Raw genomic sequence first — 18,123 nt, 5'->3', positions numbered from 1 at the left:
CTTCCCCTGTCCGCACGCCCTTTCCCGACCACGAAGGAATCACCCCCCATGCGCACCAGACTGGCCCTGCCCGTCGCTCTCGTCGCCGCCGTCTCCGTCGCCGCCACCGCGTGCCAGTCCTCCCCCGGGAAGGACTCCGCGGCACCGGGCGGGAAGAAGGCGCCGTCGGCCGCGTCGGCCGTCGCCGACTACAACCCCACCCCGTACGACAAGATCAAGGACGGCGGGACGTACACCACCGTCGGCACCTTCGACGACCAGGGCAACCCGTTCAACGTCAACGCGACCCTGACCGCGGCCCGGGTCTGGGCCTGGTACAACGCCGACGCGATCACCTACTCGCCGACCGGGGAAGTCCAGTACAACCCGGACTACTACAGCGATGTGAAGGTGGCCGTCGAGGGCGGCCGGCAGAAGGTCACGATCACCATCAACCCGAATGCCGTGTTCAACGACGGCACCCCGATCGACTGGACCGCGATCAGGGCGACGTGGAAGGCCAACAACGGTTCCGACAAGGCCTACGCGGCGTCGTCCACCGACGGATACGACCAGATCACCTCGGTCGAGAAGGGCGTGAACGCCAAGCAGGCGATCATCACCTTCAAGGGGGTCAACGCCTCCTGGTCGAGCCTGTTCACCACCTTCCTGCACCCGAAGGCCGCCACGGTCGGCAACTTCAACAAGGCGTACATCAAGAAGGCGCACCCGGAGTGGGGCGCGGGTCCCTACACGGTCGGCACCTGGGACAGCCACTCGGGCAACATCACCTTCGTCCGCAACCCCAAGTGGTGGGGCAGGAAGGGCAAGCTCGACAAGCGCGTCTACGTCAACCTGGAGTCGACGGCGGCCGTCAACGCCTTCAAGAACGGCCAGTTGGACTACGTCTCCGCAGTCGACGCCGAGAGCCTGAAGCAGGTCAAGGGGCTCAAGGGCACGGAGATCCGCAGCGGCGGAAGCCCCTTCGAGTACTCGCTCTACTTCAACACCAAGTCGCCCGTCCTCGCGGACAAGGACGTACGCAAGGCGCTGGAGGAGAGCATCGACCGCGCGCAGATCGCGAAGATCCAGTTCCAGGGGCTCGACTACTCGGAGCCGCTGCCCGGCTCGGCGGTGCTGTACAGCTTCCAGAAGGGCTACGAGGACAACGTCTCGGCGGTGCTGAAGTACGCGCCGGACGAGGCCAAGAAGGCGCTGGACGCGGCGGGTTGGAAGCCGGGCGGGGACGGTGTGCGGGTCAAGGACGGCAAGCGGCTCGAAGTCGGCTACACGCTGCTCGGGGACGACCCGCTGGACAAGGCGACCGCGGGTGCCTTCGCGGCGATGCTGAAGCCGGTCGGCGTGCGCCTTGTCATCAAGAAGGCCGACGAGGCGGACTTCTCCAGCATCCTCAGCGAGCGCAAGTTCGACCTCTTCCTCTCCGGGAACCGCTCGATGGACCCGTTCGGCGCCCGCTACCTGTGCGACTTCTACTGCTCGGACCGTGACTCGAACATCACCGGGGCGGGTTCACCGGAGCTGGACAAGAAGATCCGCGCGACCACCAATATCGCCGACCTCGGCGAGCAGGCGAAGGCGGCGAACAGCGTCGAGCGCACGGCGCTCCAGGAGTACGCCTTCCTCCCGCTGTTCAGCGGTCCGTCGACCTACGGCGTGAAGAAGGGGCTCGCCAACGTCGGCGCGACCATCTTCTACAACCCGCTTCCGGAGACGGTGGGTTGGGAGAAGTAGGCGGCGGAAGCGGTGTGACCCCGGCCGCGCCCGCGACGTATGGCGCGCGCTCGGGGTCAGTCGCGGAGCTTGCCGGGCCTGGCCGCGGTCCGTGCCCGGGCCCACACCTCGGGGAGCCGGCGTTCGCGGGCGCCCGCGGCGGCGCGTTCCTGGCCGTGGAGAAGACCCCAGGTGAAGCCCGGCTCCCCCGCCGCGTGTGCCGCGACCGCCAGGCCTCGCAGCGCGTCGCAGGTCACCACGCTGTCGTGCTGGGCGCCGCTCACCTGCTGGACGGCCTTGACGCGTTTGCCAAGGCGGGCGGCCGGTTTTCCCAGTGCCGGGCGGGCCGCCTCGGCGGCGTAGCGGAGCCGCTTGGCGGCCTTGCGCGCTTCGTGGATCGCGGTGTCCCGGGCGGGGCCGGGGGCCATGTCGAGCGCGGGCTCCATGCGGCCGGCGAGTCGGCGGAACTCCTTCAGAAGGACCTTGACCAGGACTTTCCCGGGCTTGCCGACCGCCTTGGCGCGCAGCGGCGGCTCGTCGGTCAGCGCCGCCAGGTTCTCCAGGAGGTTCAGATAGCGGGGTGAGGCGAGGGTGTCGAGGGTGCGGCGGCGGGCCTCGGCCCGCCGCGTCGCGTCCCATGCCTGCAAGCGGGCCTCCACCGGGCCGAGGACGAGTTCGCCGGGCAGTTCGCTCACGCCGGTGGTCAGGCGCTCGCGCAGCACTTCGTGGTCGCGTTCCACCCCGAGCTCGTTGGCGAGCCACTTCAGGTCGCGGCGGACGGGGTCGGTGGCCTCGCGGTCGAGGACGGAACGGTAGGAACGCAGGCAGCCGCGCAGCCGGCGGGCGGTGGTGCGCATCTGGTGCACGGCGTCGGGCAGCTCGCGCCGGACGGCGGGATCGAGGTCCCGGAGTCCGCCGGCCAGCCGGTCCACGTAGGCGAGCACGTGCTCACCGGCCGACCCCGGGGTGACGGCGTCGCGCCGGTCCTGCGTGCCGTCCCGCGCGACGGAGATCGTCTCCCGGAGACCCCGGCCCACCTTGGACGGGCTCTGCGCCCGTTCGACCCCGTGTTCGCGCAGCACCTTCTCGACGGCGTCCAGCAGGGCGGGGTCACCGTCCTCGGCCAGCTCGACCTCCATCTCCCGCCAGGTCGCCGTCCCGCCGCCGTCGAGCAGCGCCTCGGCCGACACGTCGTCCACGCTTAGCTCGGCGAGGACGTCGCCCGCGGCGTCGAGCAGGTGGTGCAGGGCGCGGTCGGAGCGGATCCGGATCACGGGGCGCAGCGGCGCGCCGCGGGTACGGGAGAGGGCGAGGTCGCGCAGTTCCTCGGGGACGTCGTCCGCCGAGTCCAGCGGAGCCTGGATCTCCTCGCGGCTGTCGCCCGGCAGCGGCAGTTTCAGGTGCCAGCCGGCGTCGGTACCGCCGGTCCTGCGCCGCAGCGACGCCCGGCTCCTGGACAGCCGCAGGTCGTCGGTGTCGTAGTAGACGGCGTCCAGCTCCTGCGCGCCCTGGTCCGCGAGTGAGGCGACGGGGCCCACCCCCACCAGCTCGGACAGCCAGGAGATGCCCTCGGCGGGTGGCGTGTACTTGCGTTCGGTCTCGCGCGTCGAATGGGCCATACAGATCGCGTTGACCTATTTCAGCGGATCAAACCCGTACGTACGTACTCCGCCTCCCGCAACGGCCTCGCCCCCGCCCTCCTTGGCCTTGTCCCTCCGGGAGGGGTCCGCGACGACTCGCCGTCGAGTTCGATCACACGACGAAGATGATCAACATCTTTACCGATATGCGAGGTCTGAGCTGGATCTGAGCTACGCGGCTTCCAGGTGACGGCGGTGAACGCACCTGACGCGAGCCGGTCGACCGGCCTCACCACCATAAAACCGGCCTCACCACCATGAAGGAGTGTCGATCGGCGGGATCGGTCGCCTCCGCGCACGCTCCGGCGGGATGCGCGCGAGACGGGTGCGGGTACCTGGGGCGGGGACGGGCACACTGTCCCCGACAGGGGTGGCGGATGGGGCGGGGAGCGGTGGGGCGGCGCCGTGGGAGCAGGTCGGGCCGGTGGGCGTGATGGCAGCTCAGGGCGGTGCGGGTGGGAGCCGGCTCGGGGGCCGGGGCGTGCGTGTGCCGTGATTCGTCCGCGCGTATCTCACCATCGCCCGCCCCTCCCCCGTACCGTCGAGCCACCGCCGAGCCCCGCCGTCACCTCTCCGGGCACGGCCGCCGCGCCACCCGGCCGGAACCGGCCCTCGTCCATGTCCACGTCGGAACAGGAGCACGTCCATGCGTCTCTACGCCCAGACCCCAGCGCGCCGGACTCGTCAACTGGTCGCAGATCTGATCGCCTTGCTCCTGATCGCGATCACGGTGAAGTTCGCCCTGGTCGTCCGTGACGCGATCCTGACGCTGGCCGAGCCCGGGCGGAAGGCGGAGAGCGCGGGCGACAGTCTTGCCTCCGGGCTCGACGACGCCGGGGACGCGGCCTCCAAAGTGCCGTTCGTCGGGGACTCGTTGAAGAAGCCGCTCAAGTCCGCGGCCGACGCCGGCACCAGCCTTTCCGATGCCGGGCGGTCGTTGCAGGACACCGTGGGGCATGTCGCCACGCTGACCACAATCGCCCTGATCGTCCTCCCGACCGCCGTCATCCTGCTGCTGTGGCTCGTTCCGCGGCTGTGGTGGATCCGGCGTACGGCGACCACCCGCCGTCTCCTCGACGCCCCCGGCGGCGCCGACCTCCTCGCCCTGCGCGCGCTCACCGGGCCGCAGCGGCAGCTCGCCACCGTCCCCACTCCCCCGGGCGGTCTCGCCGACGCCTGGCGGCGCGGTGACCCCGAGGTCATCGCCGACCTGTCGACACTGACCCTGCGGCGCGTGGGCCTTCGCCCCTGACGGGCCGGCGTCCAAGGCATGCGGGGCACGCGGGGCACGCGTCCAGGCGGCGCCGCACAAGCCACTCCACGGTCCGCGGTCGCGGTGGTCGAAGAACCGGGATGTGCCGTCGATGGCCCGCTCCCGGCTCCTCGTTGCCGTAGCCGACCGACCGGCCGCCGCCTCTACTTGGCACGTGCGGAGGTGAACGGCGTGACGGGTCGTTCCAGGCGTTCGCCGTCCAGGGTGATGTCGACGGCCTCGTTGTAGAAGGCGAGGAGGTTCTTGACGGGGGCCACGGCCGGCAGCGATCCGGTGTGGGTGCCGGTCCGGGGGTTCTTCGCCGGGCGCAGGAGGTCCGTACGGGCGTCGGCGCGCGGGAAGGCGTACAGCGGGACCGGCACCCCCGGCTCCCACACGAGCACGGGTGTCTGCTGTCCACGACGGTGGTGCCGCCGGTGCGACCGCGCACCCAGCGCTCGCTGGGCGCCCACAGGATGCCTTCCAGAGTGGTCCTGACCTCCCGCGCGGCGGGGATCGCGGTCATGCTCATGAGCGGCTCTCCTTCGACCGGCCGGCCTCATCTCTGGCTCACCCTCGAACGGATCGCCCCCGGGCGGCAGCCCTGCGCATGGCTCGCCCCCCGGCTGACCCTCCGGTCCCCCCCAACCCTGGCACGGTTTCGGTCCGGAGGCAGGGGCGATCCCGGTCGGCGCGGGTCGGTCCCGGTCAGTGCCGGCCCGAGTGCGCCCTCGCCGACCAGATGCCGACCTGCGTCACCCGCATCCGCCGGGTGATGGACGAACGGCTGAGGGTGTACGGCGTCTCGGTCGCCCGCAAGCGTGTCCTCGGGTGTCCGACGGACGGCCCCGTACGTCAGGCCGGGCTGGCGGCCACCAAGAGCGCGCGAGTGGCCGCCTCGCTCTGGTTCCCGCTGCGGCGCGCGCCGGGGCGGCGGCGCGACGCCTGAGGGGACCGTTCCGCGGCACGCCCGGCGTGGGACCGTACCCTCGCGTCAGCCGTTCTGCCGGGGCAGGCGGACCACCTGGACGAAGAAGTCGTCGATCTGCCGCACGGCCGCGATGAACTGGTCGAGGTCGACCGGCTTGGTGACGTAGGCGTTGGCGTGGAGCTTGTAGCTGCGCAGGATGTCCTCCTCCGCCGCCGAGGTGGTGAGGACCACGACCGGGATGTGGGACAGCCCCGGGTCCGACTTGATGCGCTCCAGGACCTGCCGGCCGTCGTACTTGGGCAGGTTGAGGTCCAGCAGGATCAGGTCGGGCTGCGGGGCGTCGGTGTGGGCGCCGCGCTTGTAGAGGAAGTCGAGCGCCTCCTCGCCGTCCCGGACGACGTGCAGGGTGTTGCCGATCTTGTTGTCCTCGAACGCCTCCCGGGTCATCAGCTCGTCGCCCGGGTCGTCCTCCACGAGGAGGACGTCGATGGGGGTGCCTGAGGGGGTCGTCATGTCAGGGCCTTGTCGTCGGAGTGCGCGTGCGTGTCGTCCGCCACCTCGGCGGTGGGCAGGGTGAAGCAGAAGCGTGTGCCATCGGTGTGGCTGGTGTCGAGCCAGATGCGGCCGCCGTGGTACTCGACGATCTTCTTGCACAGCGCCAGGCCGATACCGGTGCCGCCGTAGGAGTCGCGGCTGTGCAGCCGCTGGAAGATGACGAAGACCTTCTCCTCGAACTCACCGGGGATGCCGATCCCGTTGTCCGTGACGCACAGGCGCCAGGCGTCGGAGTCGTCCGGATCGCGTTGGCAGGTGATCCGGATGTGCGGTGCGCGGTCGGGGTGCCGGAACTTCACGGCGTTGCCGATCAGGTTCTGCCAGAGCATCGCCAGGAGGGTCGGGTCGCCGACGATCTCGGGCAGTTCCTCCGGCCGGTCGACGCGGGCGCCGCTCTCGGTGACGGCGCTGTCCAGGTTGGTCAGCGCCTTGGTGAGGCCGAGGCCCAGGTCGACCGGGAGCCAGGCGTCGTTGACCCGGCCCACCCGGGAGAAGGTGAGCAGGTCGTTGATGAGGACCTGCATGCGCTTGGCGCCGTCGACGGCGAAGTCGATGTACTGCTGGGCGCGGTCGTCGAGCTGGTCGCCGTAGCGTCGCTCCAGGAGCTGGCAGAAGGAGGCCACCTTGCGCAGCGGCTCCTGCAGATCGTGCGAGGCGACGTAGGCGAACTGTTCCAGTTCCGCGTTGGAGCGGCGCAGCTCGACGGCCTGGGCGTCCAGGTCGGCGGTCTGCCGGGCCAGGATGTCGCGCTGTTCGCGCGAGGAGTCGAGTTCGGCGACGATGCGCTGCCGCATCTCCTCGACGTCCCCGGCCACCGCTCTCAGGTCCACCGGCCCCGCGCCGGTGATGGCGTGGTCGAACTCGCCGCGCGCGACCTTGCGGGTGGCGGCCTGCAGGCCCTCCAGCGGCCGGGCGACCAGGAACCGCACGAGGAACGTCAGCGCCACTCCGGCCAGCAGGAAGGCCACGACCATGGCGAGGAGTACGGCGTCGCGGACCTTACGGGAGTGGTCGAGCTGTCGCTGGCCGTCCTCGACGGCGGCCGCCAGTCCGGCGTTCTGCCGGGCCGCTGCCCGGCGGATGTCGTCGAAGGCCTTCTTGCCGCGTTCGGCGGACGCCCGGTCGATGGTGCGCGGCTCGCCCGGGGTGACGCCGGCCATCAGGGGTTCGGCGTAGGTGCGCCGCCAGGTGTCGGCGCGCTTCTCCACCCTCGCGAGGTCGGCGAGCAGTTCGGGGCGGTCGCCGATGAGCGTACGTATCTCGGTGGCGGCCCGCCTCTCGTCCTTCCGGCCCTGCTCGTAGGGGTCGAGGAACTGGCGGTCGGCGGCGATGGTGTAGCCGCGGACACCGGTCTCCTGGTTGACCAGGGAGGCCTGGAGCCGGTACGCCTCGGTCTGGGCCGGCTTGATGTCCCGCAGCATCTGGTCGGTGACCGTCGCGGTCCGCTGGAGCACCGCCGCGCCGATCACGGCGCCGACCAGGACGAGCAGGGCCATGAGGCCGAGCACGAGCCGGAACCAGCCCTGCACCGTCAGCCGGTGTCCGGCCCACCGCTCGCCGGTCATGTTCGCCATCCCATCCTCGGAAACACCCTTGTGCCGCACGCTGTCCATGTCCGTCATCGCCACCGCAGGTAGAGGACGGCGACGTCGTCGGCCAGGCCGCCCTGCTGCTCGGCGAGCAGTTCGGCCCGCTCGATCAGTCCGTCGACGAACGGGGCCGGGGGCAGGGCGGCCAGCTCGCGCGCGACGTCGAGCAGTCCCTCCTCGCCCAGCCGCTCGATGCCGCGGCCGACGCGTCCTTCGAACAGGCCGTCGGTGAACAGGACGATCGCGGCCCCCTCGGGCACGGTCAGTTCCTCCACGGGCCAGCGGGCGCCGCCGGGCACGATGCCGAGGGCGGGGCCGCCTCTGACCTCGACCCACTCGACGCCGTCGGCTCCGGCGAGCAGCGCGCCGGGGTGACCTGCCCGCACCATGCGGACGCGTCGCTCACCGGGGCCGATGGAGAGGATGACCAGGGTGGCGAAGACGCCCGCCTTGGCCCGCTCGGCCATGAGGATCTCCTCCAGCCGGCCCACCTGGTCCGGGCCGGTGACTCCGCTGAGCACGAGGGTGCGCCACGCTATTCGCAGCGCCACCCCGAGCGCGGCCTCGTCCGGGCCGTGCCCGGAGACGTCGCCGATCATCGCGTGCACGGTGCCGTCGGCGCTCTGCACGATGTCGTAGAAGTCACCGCCGAGCAGGGCGTGCGCACGGCCGGGACGGTACCGGGTGACGACTTCCACGCCGTCGTCGCGCAGCAGCGGACGCGGCAGCAGTCCACGCTCCAGACGGGCGTTCTCCTGTGCCTGCATCTGGCTCGCCTGCAGCGCCACGGCGTCCTGCTCGGCCTGCTTGCGCTGGATCGCGTAACGGATCGCCCGGCCGAACAGTTCCGGCTCGACGCGGCCCTTGACCAGGTAGTCCTGGGCGCCCGCGGCGACCGCGGCGAGCCCGGTGCCTTCCTCGGCGAGGCCCGTGAGGACCACGATGGCCACGTGCTCGGCGCTCTCGCGGAGCCGGGACACCGCCTCAAGGCCCTGGGCGTCCGGAAGGTGCAGGTCGAGCAGCACACAGTCCGGCACCTCGGAGTCGAGCACCTCGCACGCCTCGGCCATCGACCGTACCCAGCGCAGTCGCATGCCGAGCGCGCTGTCGGCGACCAGTTCCTCCACCAGGAGGGCGTCGCCCGCGTCGTCCTCGACAAGGAGAACCGACGGCTGTTCCACTCCCCAGGCCGCTGCACGGTCCAGCGCGGGAGAAGCCACGCCGGCAGCCCCAGGCTGCGACGTCATCATCGAAAGAACCCCCCAGCCACCACCATTCCGCCGCTGCCTGACGGATAACTCCGCGAGCATACTCAGGCTCGCCATGAAGCACCCCATGGGGAGAGTCACTGAGGCGGGCCGGGCCCGAGGTGTCCGCCGGAAGACGTGTTCGATGTCACGCGGACGGGGGGTGACCGCCGCCGATGAGTCTTGTCACCCGGGACGGTCCGAAGAGTGGGAAGGTGTGTCGACGGAAGCGAGGGTGACCGTGTTTGTCCTGATTCCCGGCGCCGGCGGGGCGGCCTGGTACTGGCACCGTGTGGTGACCGAACTGCGGGCGCGCGGGTGCGAGGCGGTGGCCGTCGATCTGGACGGCGCGGACGAGTCGGCGGGCCTGCCGGAGTACGCCGACGCGGTGGTGGCCGCGGTCGGTGACCGTGACGACGCCGTGCTCGTGGCCCAGTCCATGGGTGGCTTCACCGCGCCCATGGCGGGCGCCCGGGTGCCGGTGGCCGGTCTGGTGTTCGTCAACGCGATGATCCCGCTGCCGGGTGAGACGCCCGGGCAGTGGCGGGGCGCCACGGGGTCGGAGACGGCCCGGGTGGCGGCGGCAGAGGCGGGCGGCTACTCGACGGAGATCGACCTCGACACCTACTTCCTGCACGACGTGCCGGCCGAGGTCGCCGCGGGCGGGGCGGAGCACGAGCGGCCGGAGGCCGAGATCGCGTTCACCCAGCCCTGCGCCATCGAGCGGTGGCCCGCTGTGCCGACCCGGGTGCTCGCCGGCGCCGGGGACCGGTTCTTCCCGGCGGAGTTCCAGCGCCGGGTGGCGCGCGAGCGGCTCGGCGTGGCGGCGGAGACCGTCCCCGGGGGCCATCTGGCCGCGCTGTCGTGTCCGGGCCCGCTGGTCGACCGGCTGCTCGACGGGACGCGGTGAGGGCCGGAGGTTTACGCCACGCGTAACGCCGGGGGTCCGCGCACCAGGTTCCGCCGGAACGGCGCGCGCACCGAGGCCGCCGGAACGGTTGGCACACCGAGCCCCGCCGGGAAGCTCGCGCACCGAGCCCGCGGGGACGGTTGGGACACCCGGCCCGCCGGGGGCCTCGAACGTGAGGGGGGTCCGCGACGTTTCGTATCCATCGCGCGTGAACGTCGTTGTTATGGGCGTCGCGCTGCCACCCCCGAGGAGGCGCGATACGTGAGGGCCCGACATCCCCGCCCGGTCTCGGGCCCTCACTCTCCTCTCCGCGCCTGACTCCCCTTGTTCCCTGGCTTGCCAACGTTGTCGGGGATGACTGGTCTACACCCTTGACTGGTACAGACCAAGGCGGTTGAGTGTGGCAGCACACCCCCCACCGCGGCCGCTCCGGAAGCCGTGGCGTCGGTCAACTCCGGCGCGCGCAGGCGAGGTTGCGCCTCGCCTTCCGGTGCGGCCCTGCTGTGCAAAGGAATTGATCCTGTGTCAAAGCGACGCGTCTCTTCCCTCCTGGCCGCGATCCTGATCGGCACCGCCGCACCGGTGCTGCTGCCGGCCGCCGGCGCCTCCGCCGCATCCTGCGCGAGCTATCCGAGTTGGGTGGCCGGAAAGTCGTACGTCACCGGCGACATCGTCCGGTACACCGACGGCAAGGCCTACATAGCGGAGCACGACAACCCGGGCTACGACCCGACCATCAGCACCTGGTTCTGGGAGCCGTACGCCTGCGACAACGGTCCGACGAACCCCTCCGAGGGCTTCGTGGTGAGCGAGGCGCAGTTCAACCAGATGTTCCCGAACCGGAACTCCTTCTACAGCTACAGCGGGCTCAAGGCCGCGCTGAGCGCCTACCCCGGTTTCACCAACACCGGCAGCGACACGGTCAAGAAGCAGGAGGCGGCGGCCTTCCTCGCCAACGTCAACCACGAGACCGGCGGGCTGGTCTACGTGGTGGAGCAGAACACGGCCAACTATCCGACGTACTGCGACTGGGGCCAGCCCTACGGCTGCCCGGCAGGCCAGTCCGCGTACTACGGGCGCGGCCCGATCCAGCTCAGCTGGAACTTCAACTACAAGGCTGCGGGCGACGCGCTCGGCATCGACCTGCTGGGCAACCCCTGGCTCGTCCAGAACGACTCGGCGGTGGCCTGGAAGACCGGGCTCTGGTACTGGAACACCCAGTCCGGCCCCGGCACCATGACCCCGCACAACGCGATGGTCAACGGCGCGGGCTTCGGCCAGACGATCCGCAGCATCAACGGCTCCCTGGAATGCGACGGCAGGAACCCCGCCCAGGTCCAGAGCCGCGTGGACGCCTACCAGCGCTTCACGTCGATCCTGGGCGTGACCCCGGGAGCAAACCTCTACTGCTGAGCGCACGCCCGGCCCACAAGCGAGCCCCACCACCGGGCGCCCGCCGACCCACCCGGGGTCAGCGGGCGCCCGGCGCGTTGGACGGGTCGCGCCGCAGCCAGTTCTCGACTGTGGCGAAGTCCGCGTCGGTGAGACCCCGTCGCGGGCCGACGCGGTGGAGCAGGGCCGCACGGGGATGGTGCGCGGCCACCAGGCACGGTCGGCACCGGTGATCTCGTCGTCAACCCAGGCGAAAGCCGGTCCGGCGGCCCGGTCCACGAGGGCACGCGTCTTCCAGTGGGGATGAGAGGTCCGTCTACTTTACCGACCGCAGGAGCCCTGATATCTGCTCTGAACTGCGACGATACATGGACTACATGTCCGTGACGCCGAGTTGGGGCCGATGATGTCGTCGGTCTGAGCGATCCGAGGCCCCATGTCTTTGGCCAAGGGAAACAAGGCTGCGCTTGATTGAGGAGTCGGGCAGCATGACGGTGTGGCTGATCTGCTGTGGGGAGACGTGAGCCGTTTCTTCGACCCGGATGTGATGGGGTCTCTGCCGGACCTGCGTGTCCCAGATGCCTCGGTGGAGGGCTGGCAGGCGGTCCTTGATCTTGTCGAGGCGAGAGGTTGGCGTTGCCGGTACTCCGAAGGCGAGACCGTGCTGCCGGTCCCTCGGGCGGAGACCGTCCTGTCCCGCCCGGCGGACGCTGAATGTCCGAACCTGCGGGTCTGGCCGACTGCCGATGTTCTAGCGATCTTCCGTTTCCAGGACGACGGTGAGATCGACTTCGACGTCGACCTGCGGGAGTTGCAGGGCCAGGAGCGACTTGATGTGTTCTGCGACTTCTTGCGGGAGATCGGGCGGTGCTTGGGCAAACCGGTGTTCATGGACCCGGAGGGCGATCATGGTCATCCGGTGCTCGGCTTCGATATCGACGCCGACCGAGTCGTCCTCCTGGCCGAGCCGCCGGCCAGGTGATTGCGGTCGCCGGCCGCGATTCGCAGTGGGCGCCACTGCGGAGGAAGATCAATCGATAGCGCCGCCGAGCGGAGCGAGCGGCCGAGATCACCGACGAGCAAACGAGGGTGGCGCCGCCACCACCACATGTCGATGGGGTCGAATCCGCTGATCCGGTGGAACCGTGACAGCGATGCCCTCGGGCCAGACGATCGTCCATGATCTCCGCCCGTCCTTTCGCTCGATCCGCTGGACCCTCAAGTTCCCGACCACGACGTGCCGTACCACTTGGCCTCCGTACCGACTCCAGAACATGACAGACGTCCCGGACACGGTCGGTAAACAAGCCCGGGACGTACTGGTCCCAGTCCCAGACGGACATCACGGGCAGGACTACGGGCGGTCGGTAAAGTCGACGTCGAGGAAGAGGAGGGGAAGAAGGCGGGAGCGAGGCGGGGAGCCGGGCATGGCCGCAGGCTAGTGCCACAGTCCGCTCGCGACGGCGTGGCCCGTCGTTCGGGGGATGTCGGCGGGCCACGCCTTGAATCACGGTCCCATGGGTTGGGGGGATGCGCATTCAGTGCGGGCAAACCGGGCAGGGGGTGGGGTGTGGCCGATGGTTGCTGGGTGGGCTGGGGCGGTGTCGGGGGGGTAGCGGGTTCGGAGGGCGGCGCGGGTACTCGGTGGGGTGGGGGTTCGCGGTTAGGGTGCGGTTCTGATGGGCCGTCACGAAAGGATCTTGCCGTGAGTTCTCGTCTCAACCCCTACATCAGCTTCTCCGGTGATGCCAGGCAGGCCATGACCTTCTACCAGGACGTCTTCGGCGGCGAACTGACGGTCCACGAGTACGGCGCCTTCGGCTCGGACGCGCCTCCCGGGTACGCCGACAAGGTCATGCACGGCATGCTGGAGGCCCCGAACGGGTTCGTCCTCATGGGTGCCGATGTCCCGCCCGGCATGGAGCGGCGGGCGGGCAACGACTTCGCGGTGAGCCTGAGCGGCGACGACGCGGCCGAGCTGAGCGGCTACTGGGAGAAGCTGTCGGCGGGCGGCACGGTGTCGGTTCCCCTGGAGAAGCAGATGTGGGGCGACACCTTCGGCATGTGTACCGACCGCTTCGGTGTCGAGTGGATGGTCAACATCGCGGGGGAGGCGGGGGCCTGAGGTTCGCGGGCTGAGGTTCGGGGGGCTTCCGGGGGCTTCGGGAGGTGCGCGGCGCGGGCTTTTCTGGCCTCGCCGCGCGCCTCCCGCCGTTCCCTCCCTCGGGGGCGTGATCAGCTCAGCTTGCGGCACAGCAGTGCCGCCGGGCCGGGGGCCGCTCCCAGGCGGGTGGTGAAGGCGATTCCGGCCGCGTACTCGTCGTCCGCGCACTGCCCCTTGTAGTCGCCGTAGGCGAAGTCGCCCCCGGACGCGTCGGCGGGCCGGTTGTCGGAGCGGTCGAACCACACCGTACGGCCCGCTCCCGCCAGCGAGCGGGCCGCCGGAACGCAGAGCGCGGCCGAGGTGCGGCCACCGCGGCGGCTGGCGCCGATGAGGAACTCCCCCGCCGGGCACTGGAGTTTGGTGTATCCGGAGGCCCAGTCGCCGCCCGAGGGGACGTGGCGTTCGTCGGTGACGACGGTCTGGGCGTTGCCCGCCGCGCGGAGGTCGCCGGTGCTGACGTCGGTGCACAGGGCGCGGACCCCGCTGTGCCCGAGGCCGATCAGCCGGCTGCCGTCGGGACAGACGGCCTTGGAGGCGCCGGAGTCCCAGTCGCCGCCGGCCCGTACCCGCAGCGATTCCACCTGGTCCCCGTGGTCGGTGGCGAGCATGTGCCAGTCGGGGACCGGAGCGACGGAACCGGTGCGCGAGGGCGCGGTCATGAGCCGGTTCCACCCGGTGGCCCGCCAGTCGGCCCCGTCCAGGATGCCGTGGCGGTCACCGGCGGTGCCGTACCGCAGGAGGGACCAGTCGTCGTGGCCTTCCCAGCCGACGAGGGGCCAGTACGCGAAGTCGGCGTCGTGGTCGGCGAAGTAGTCGGTGATGTTGCCGAACCAGGTGCGGGCGGCCGTACCGGTCTCGCCCGCGCCGATGCCGAACTCGCTGATCCACAGGGGCGCGGTGAAGTGCTGGTTCGGCTCGTCGGAGACGAAGAACGCCTGGTCGTGCAGGACTTGGGCGAGCTGCTCGCGGGTGAGGTCCTGGTAGCGGGCGTCGTGTGTCTCGCCGATCCCGGTGGCGCCGCTGTGCCGGGGGCCGGTGTAGCCGTAGAAGTGGGCCGAGTAGACCAGCTTGTGGGCGGCGACGAGGGTGTGGGACAGCGTGCGGGCGGGGGTGAGGGTGGGGCGGCCGTGCGGGAGTCCGTCGACCGGCAGGCCGGTCCAGTTGATCCCCTCGATGACGATGAGGAGGCCGGGGTTCGCCTCGGTGAGGATGCGGTCGGCGGCGAGCTGGGCCGCCGCGTACCAGTCGTGGGCGTCGCCCAGGCCCCAGTTGGGATCGTCCAGCACGTCACGGCGCACCTCGTTGTAGAGGTCGGCGCCCACCACACGCGGGTCGGCGGCGTAGCGGCGGGCCATGAAGACCCAGTCGTCGGCCCACCGCTGGGTCGACTGCCCGCTGTTCCACCGTTCGTTGCCGTCGATGCCACAGCACCAACGTGAGGTGTTCGTGTGGTTGTTGAGGATGACGGCGAACCCGCTCCGGGTCAGCGCGGCGACGACCGCGTCGTAGACCTGGAGAGGTGTCCGGCCGCGCAGCTCCGGGTTGGCCGTGACGGCGGCGTCCGGGACGGGGGCGGTCGTGTGGATCATTTCGTTGGAGAACGGCAACCGGACGCTGTTGATGGCGAGTTGACGGAAGTCGTCCAGCAGCCGGGACAGCGGGACGCGGTCCAGTCCGAGGGGGATGTCGTGGGAGTTCTGGCCCGCGTGGTGGTTGGCGGGATCGTCGGTACTGCCACTGCCGGTCCAGGAACCCTGCGCACCGTCCCAGTTGGCGGACTTCAGCCGGAAACGATTGCCGTCGGCGTCGACGATGTAACGCCCTCGCGTGGACAGCGGGGGCTTCCATGTCTCGGCGGCTGCCGTAACGCTCCGGGCCGCCGATGTGTCCGCGGGAGCGGCCGGATCGGCGGCGGCTTGAACGGCGGAAGCGGCTTGAACGGCGGGAGCGGCCTTAGCGGCGGGAGCGGCTTGGCCGACGGGACCGGCGGGAACTGTAGGCGCGGCGACCGCAGCGGTGCCGGCGCCGGGGCCTGTGCCGAGCAGGAGGAGGACAGTGGCCGTTGATGTCAGGTACGTGCCAAGTCTGCGAGTGAACGGGGGCATGTGACCTCGGGGGTGCGTGGGGGGGGCCGAGGGCGTGCAGCCTAGCGGGAGAGACCGGCCGGGAGTAGCGGTTCAGGCCGGTGCCCGGAGCCCCGCCGCCTCACGCGTCCTCACCCACAAGAAGCTTCCCAGGGAGGGGAGTTGAGGGGAACACCTCCGGCCTTCCCTCCCCCGAGGGGCCGCTCAACTCGCCTCCGCCGCCGCCCGCACCTCGTCGGCCCACCCCTTGTCAAGGGCCGCGTGCACGAGGCCGTCCGCGAGCCGGGGCATGTCACGGGCGCTGACGAGCCCGCCCAGTCGCCGGGGCGTGACCGGCAGTCCGAGCCTGCGCGCTCCGTCCTGGGCCTTGCCGTCGACGTACGGCGCGAACTCGGGCCACACGCCCTGCACCGCCCGCAGGAAGATGTCCGCCCCGGTCGGCCCGATCCCGGGGATGTCCTGGAGTGCCTTCTTCGGGTCCGCTTCCTCGCGCAGCCGGCGCAGATCGCCGCCGTAGCGCTCCAGCAGCAGCCCGGCCCCGTCGCCGAGCTGCGTCGCGGTCCGCTCGTCGTAGCGCCGGTAGCCACCCTCGCCGAGCGCGTCGACCCGCCGCTGCCACGACGCCTTCGCCATGGAGCGCGCGTCACGCAGCCCGGCGTCGAACAGCGCCTTCGCGGACGCCACCGCGATATCGCCCCGGATGCGGGCGCTGAGCAGGAGAGCGAGGACGAGGGTCTGGTACAGCGGCGCCGGGGTGTCACGCAGCCGGATGCCCGCTTCCGCCGCGTAGGTGCGCCGCTGGCGTTCGAGCAGGGCGCTCACCAGTGCCCGGTCCGTCGCACCGGCCGTCCGCTCGCCGGCCTTGCCGCCCGGCTTCGTGTCGGGCTTCTTCCCCGTTCTGGATTTCCCGCCGGGCCCAGTCGTGCCGTCGGCCCGAGTCCTGCGGTCGGCCTGACTCTTGCCGCCGGTTCGGGTCCTGCGGTCGGTCCCGGTCTCGGTCTTCGTGCTCGTCGCCTGTTCCGGCACGGCACACCTCCCTCGGCGTCGCGGGTGAGGTCGTTGACGCGGTCCGCAGAGGTCGCGTAGCCCTCTCCGGCCCCGCCAAACCGGCTCTGCCCCGAGAATGGAACTGTTCAGGAAGCCGTGTGGTCCGGGTGGCCGCCGGTCCGGCGCTTTTCCTTGAGCTCTGCTTCGAACAAGTGGTCCACACCGTCGGCCAGCTTCCCGCGGGCCTCGGCCTCTACGTCCTTGAACGGCTCGTAGTAGGTCGCGTTGTACGCCTCGACGATCTGGAACGTCCAGTGGCCCGGGATGACATTGCGCCCCACGATCTCGCGCTCGACGCGGTCGGCCCAGCCGGTGTGGCCCGCCTCCCGGAGCAGCCGCACCGCACGGTCGAGTTCGAAGTCCGCGCTGCCGGTGAGCTGATGGAACTCGTAGAGGTGGCCGCGGGCCCGTTCGGTCGTCTCCAGCGCCTTCGACAGGGCCCCGAGGGCCTCGACCGTGGCGTCCGACACCCCGCTGGGGCGCTGGTGCGCCGGGATGGAGCCGGCGTCGTATTCGTTCATGGATCCATGGTGTCCCGATCGACGCGATCCTCACCTCTCGACCAGCGGCCGGGCCTGACCTGTCGACCACCGGTCGGGCCTCGCCTCCCGACCGAAGGCCGGGACACGCGCTACGAGGTCCCCGCCCGTGCCCCGCACTCCTCCGCGCTACGGGCGGCGGCGCGAGCCGGGCCGGCCCCGGGAACACCGGCCCAGCGCTTCGTCGCGCACCTGTGCGCAACTGCGGTTGATGAGCCGGGAGACGTGCATCTGCGAGATGCCCAGCCGGTCGGCTATGCCGCTCTGTGTCATGTCCTCGAAGAAGCGCATGTACAAAATGGCCCGCTCCCGCTCGGGCAGCCGGCGCAGTTCGTTCTTGGCCGCCTCGCGGTCCACGATGACGTCGTACGAGGAGTCGGACTCCCCCAGGGTGTCGCCGAGGCTGTAGCCGTCGTCGCCGGCGGCCAGTTCGGCGTCCAGCGAGAGGGTGCTGAAGCTCTCCAGCGCTTCGAGGCCCGCGGCGACCTCCTCTTCGGTGAGGCCGGTGTGGGCGGCGATGTCCGCCGGGGTGGGTTCGCGGGTGCCGGGGCGCTCCAGCAGGTCGCGGCGCGCGAGGCGCACTCGGTTACGCAGGTCCTGGACCCGGCGCGGTACGCGCAGGGCCCACATCCGGTCCCGGAAGTGCCGCTTGACCTCGCCGGTGATGGTGGGCACCGCGTAGCTCTCGAAGGCGCCACGGGCCGGGTCGAACCGGTCGACCGCCTTCACCAGGCCGAGCGCCGCGACCTGGCGCAGATCCTCCATGGCCTCGCCCCGGTCGCGGAAGCGGCCGGCGATGCGGTGGGCCATGGGCAGCCAGAGGGCCACCAGCTCGTCGCGCACGGCGTCCCGCTCCGGACCGTCGTCCAGGCCGGCCAGCCGCTCGAAGAGCGCGCCGGCCTCGGGGGAATCATCATGGGTACGGCGCGCGGACACGGAGGGCGAGGCGGAGACGATGTGGGGGTGCGGACGGCCTGTGGTCGTGTGGGTAGGCACGCGGGTTCGCTCCTGAACGGGAGTCTCAGGCCGCGCCCGGGATGGTCTCCGGGCGCGCCCCGAACGG

The 18,123-nt window shown here is 71.0% G+C and carries 15 protein-coding genes and 2 pseudogenes; 7 read left to right on the top strand and 10 right to left on the bottom strand.

Translation table 11 applies throughout. The annotated features are described in order from the left end of the window. Positions 1-48 precede the first annotated feature (48 nt). On the top strand, positions 49-1,731 hold the full coding sequence (locus AB0912_RS18140; RefSeq protein ID WP_366700736.1) for an ABC transporter family substrate-binding protein: 1,683 nt from the start codon (positions 49-51) through the stop codon (positions 1,729-1,731). A gap of 56 nt (positions 1,732-1,787) precedes the next feature. On the opposite strand, the gene AB0912_RS18135 is transcribed toward AB0912_RS18140, so the two are convergent. Continuing rightward, complete coding sequence (locus tag AB0912_RS18135) at positions 1,788-3,329, bottom strand: CYTH and CHAD domain-containing protein (RefSeq protein ID WP_366700734.1); 1,542 nt, start codon at positions 3,327-3,329, stop codon at positions 1,788-1,790. Between the two features lie 667 nt (positions 3,330-3,996). Here AB0912_RS18135 and AB0912_RS18130 point away from each other — a divergent pair. Beyond that, complete coding sequence (locus AB0912_RS18130; protein WP_366700732.1) at positions 3,997-4,602, top strand: hypothetical protein; 606 nt, start codon at positions 3,997-3,999, stop codon at positions 4,600-4,602. A 164-nt stretch (positions 4,603-4,766) separates the two neighbouring features. On the opposite strand, the pseudogene AB0912_RS18125 reads toward AB0912_RS18130, so the two are convergent. Continuing rightward, a pseudogene (locus AB0912_RS18125) lies at positions 4,767-5,128 on the bottom strand (DUF427 domain-containing protein). Between the two features lie 216 nt (positions 5,129-5,344). Here AB0912_RS18125 and AB0912_RS18120 point away from each other — a divergent pair. Then, positions 5,345-5,551, top strand: a complete 207-nt coding sequence (locus AB0912_RS18120) for a hypothetical protein (protein ID WP_366700730.1) — start codon at positions 5,345-5,347, stop codon at positions 5,549-5,551. Between the two features lie 45 nt (positions 5,552-5,596). Here AB0912_RS18120 and AB0912_RS18115 read toward each other — a convergent pair whose 3' ends face one another. The 3 genes from AB0912_RS18115 to AB0912_RS18105 are packed head-to-tail and all read right to left on the bottom strand — an operon-like array spanning position 5,597 to position 8,927. Further along, positions 5,597-6,046, bottom strand: coding sequence for a response regulator (locus tag AB0912_RS18115; protein ID WP_366700728.1), 450 nt, complete (start codon positions 6,044-6,046; stop codon positions 5,597-5,599). Beyond that, entirely contained in the window at positions 6,043-7,662 is a 1,620-nt protein-coding gene (locus tag AB0912_RS18110; RefSeq protein WP_366700726.1) for a CHASE3 domain-containing protein, read from the bottom strand. The genes AB0912_RS18115 and AB0912_RS18110 overlap by 4 nt, the downstream gene beginning before the upstream one ends. Before the next feature lie 44 nt (positions 7,663-7,706). After that, positions 7,707-8,927 (bottom strand): fused response regulator/phosphatase, encoded by a 1,221-nt coding sequence (locus AB0912_RS18105; protein WP_366700724.1) that lies wholly within the window; start codon positions 8,925-8,927, stop codon positions 7,707-7,709. 232 nt (positions 8,928-9,159) lie between these two features. On the opposite strand from AB0912_RS18105, the gene AB0912_RS18100 reads away from it, so the two are divergent. Beyond that, positions 9,160-9,834: an alpha/beta hydrolase gene (locus AB0912_RS18100; RefSeq protein ID WP_366700722.1), complete on the top strand. Its 675-nt coding sequence runs from the start codon at positions 9,160-9,162 to the stop codon at positions 9,832-9,834. A gap of 522 nt (positions 9,835-10,356) precedes the next feature. Then, positions 10,357-11,247, top strand: a complete 891-nt coding sequence (locus AB0912_RS18095; protein ID WP_366700720.1) for a glycoside hydrolase family 19 protein — start codon at positions 10,357-10,359, stop codon at positions 11,245-11,247. A gap of 58 nt (positions 11,248-11,305) precedes the next feature. Here the strand turns inward: AB0912_RS18095 and AB0912_RS18090 are convergent. Then, a pseudogene (locus AB0912_RS18090) lies at positions 11,306-11,526 on the bottom strand (hypothetical protein); the annotation flags it as partial. Positions 11,527-11,722: 196 nt separating this feature from the next. On the opposite strand from AB0912_RS18090, the gene AB0912_RS18085 reads away from it, so the two are divergent. Both AB0912_RS18085 and AB0912_RS18080 read left to right on the top strand, forming a co-directional pair. Beyond that, positions 11,723-12,208 (top strand): hypothetical protein, encoded by a 486-nt coding sequence (locus AB0912_RS18085; RefSeq protein ID WP_366700718.1) that lies wholly within the window; start codon positions 11,723-11,725, stop codon positions 12,206-12,208. Between the two features lie 723 nt (positions 12,209-12,931). After that, positions 12,932-13,351 carry a VOC family protein gene (locus tag AB0912_RS18080; protein WP_366700716.1) on the top strand — a complete coding sequence of 140 codons (420 nt, stop codon included), beginning with the start codon at positions 12,932-12,934 and terminating at the stop codon, positions 13,349-13,351. 110 nt (positions 13,352-13,461) lie between these two features. On the opposite strand, the gene AB0912_RS18075 is transcribed toward AB0912_RS18080, so the two are convergent. The 4 genes from AB0912_RS18075 to AB0912_RS18060 form a co-directional block, all read right to left on the bottom strand. Continuing rightward, complete coding sequence (locus AB0912_RS18075) at positions 13,462-15,495, bottom strand: cellulase family glycosylhydrolase (protein WP_366700714.1); 2,034 nt, start codon at positions 15,493-15,495, stop codon at positions 13,462-13,464. 183 nt (positions 15,496-15,678) lie between these two features. Then, positions 15,679-16,299, bottom strand: coding sequence for an endonuclease (locus AB0912_RS18070; protein ID WP_366700818.1), 621 nt, complete (start codon positions 16,297-16,299; stop codon positions 15,679-15,681). Between the two features lie 308 nt (positions 16,300-16,607). Then, positions 16,608-17,042: a hypothetical protein gene (locus AB0912_RS18065; RefSeq protein ID WP_366700712.1), complete on the bottom strand. Its 435-nt coding sequence runs from the start codon at positions 17,040-17,042 to the stop codon at positions 16,608-16,610. A 147-nt stretch (positions 17,043-17,189) separates the two neighbouring features. Beyond that, a complete protein-coding gene (locus AB0912_RS18060; protein ID WP_366700816.1) occupies positions 17,190-18,017 on the bottom strand; it encodes a SigB/SigF/SigG family RNA polymerase sigma factor in 828 nt (275 codons plus the stop codon). Between the last annotated feature and the right edge of the window lie 106 nt (positions 18,018-18,123).

The organism is Streptomyces sp. NPDC007084 (genome assembly GCF_040703595.1).
Taxonomy (GTDB): Bacteria; Actinomycetota; Actinomycetes; order Streptomycetales; family Streptomycetaceae; genus Streptomyces.
Note: the sequence above shows the minus strand (reverse complement) of the source record. Positions and strands in the feature narration are given on the sequence as shown.

Bases quoted from the DNA above. Each gene is read 5' to 3' on its own strand.
- AB0912_RS18140 (WP_366700736.1), top strand. From the start codon at position 49: ATGCGCACCAGACTGGCCCTGCCCGTCGCTCTCGTCGCCGCCGTCTCC.
- AB0912_RS18075 (WP_366700714.1), bottom strand. From the start codon at position 15,495: ATGCCCCCGTTCACTCGCAGACTTGGCACGTACCTGACATCAACGGCC.
- AB0912_RS18115 (WP_366700728.1), bottom strand. From the start codon at position 6,046: ATGACGACCCCCTCAGGCACCCCCATCGACGTCCTCCTCGTGGAGGAC.
- AB0912_RS18120 (WP_366700730.1), top strand. From the start codon at position 5,345: ATGCCGACCTGCGTCACCCGCATCCGCCGGGTGATGGACGAACGGCTG.
- AB0912_RS18135 (WP_366700734.1), bottom strand. From the start codon at position 3,329: ATGGCCCATTCGACGCGCGAGACCGAACGCAAGTACACGCCACCCGCC.
- AB0912_RS18105 (WP_366700724.1), bottom strand. From the start codon at position 8,927: ATGATGACGTCGCAGCCTGGGGCTGCCGGCGTGGCTTCTCCCGCGCTG.
- AB0912_RS18110 (WP_366700726.1), bottom strand. From the start codon at position 7,662: ATGGCGAACATGACCGGCGAGCGGTGGGCCGGACACCGGCTGACGGTG.
- AB0912_RS18065 (WP_366700712.1), bottom strand. From the start codon at position 17,042: ATGAACGAATACGACGCCGGCTCCATCCCGGCGCACCAGCGCCCCAGC.
- AB0912_RS18130 (WP_366700732.1), top strand. From the start codon at position 3,997: ATGCGTCTCTACGCCCAGACCCCAGCGCGCCGGACTCGTCAACTGGTC.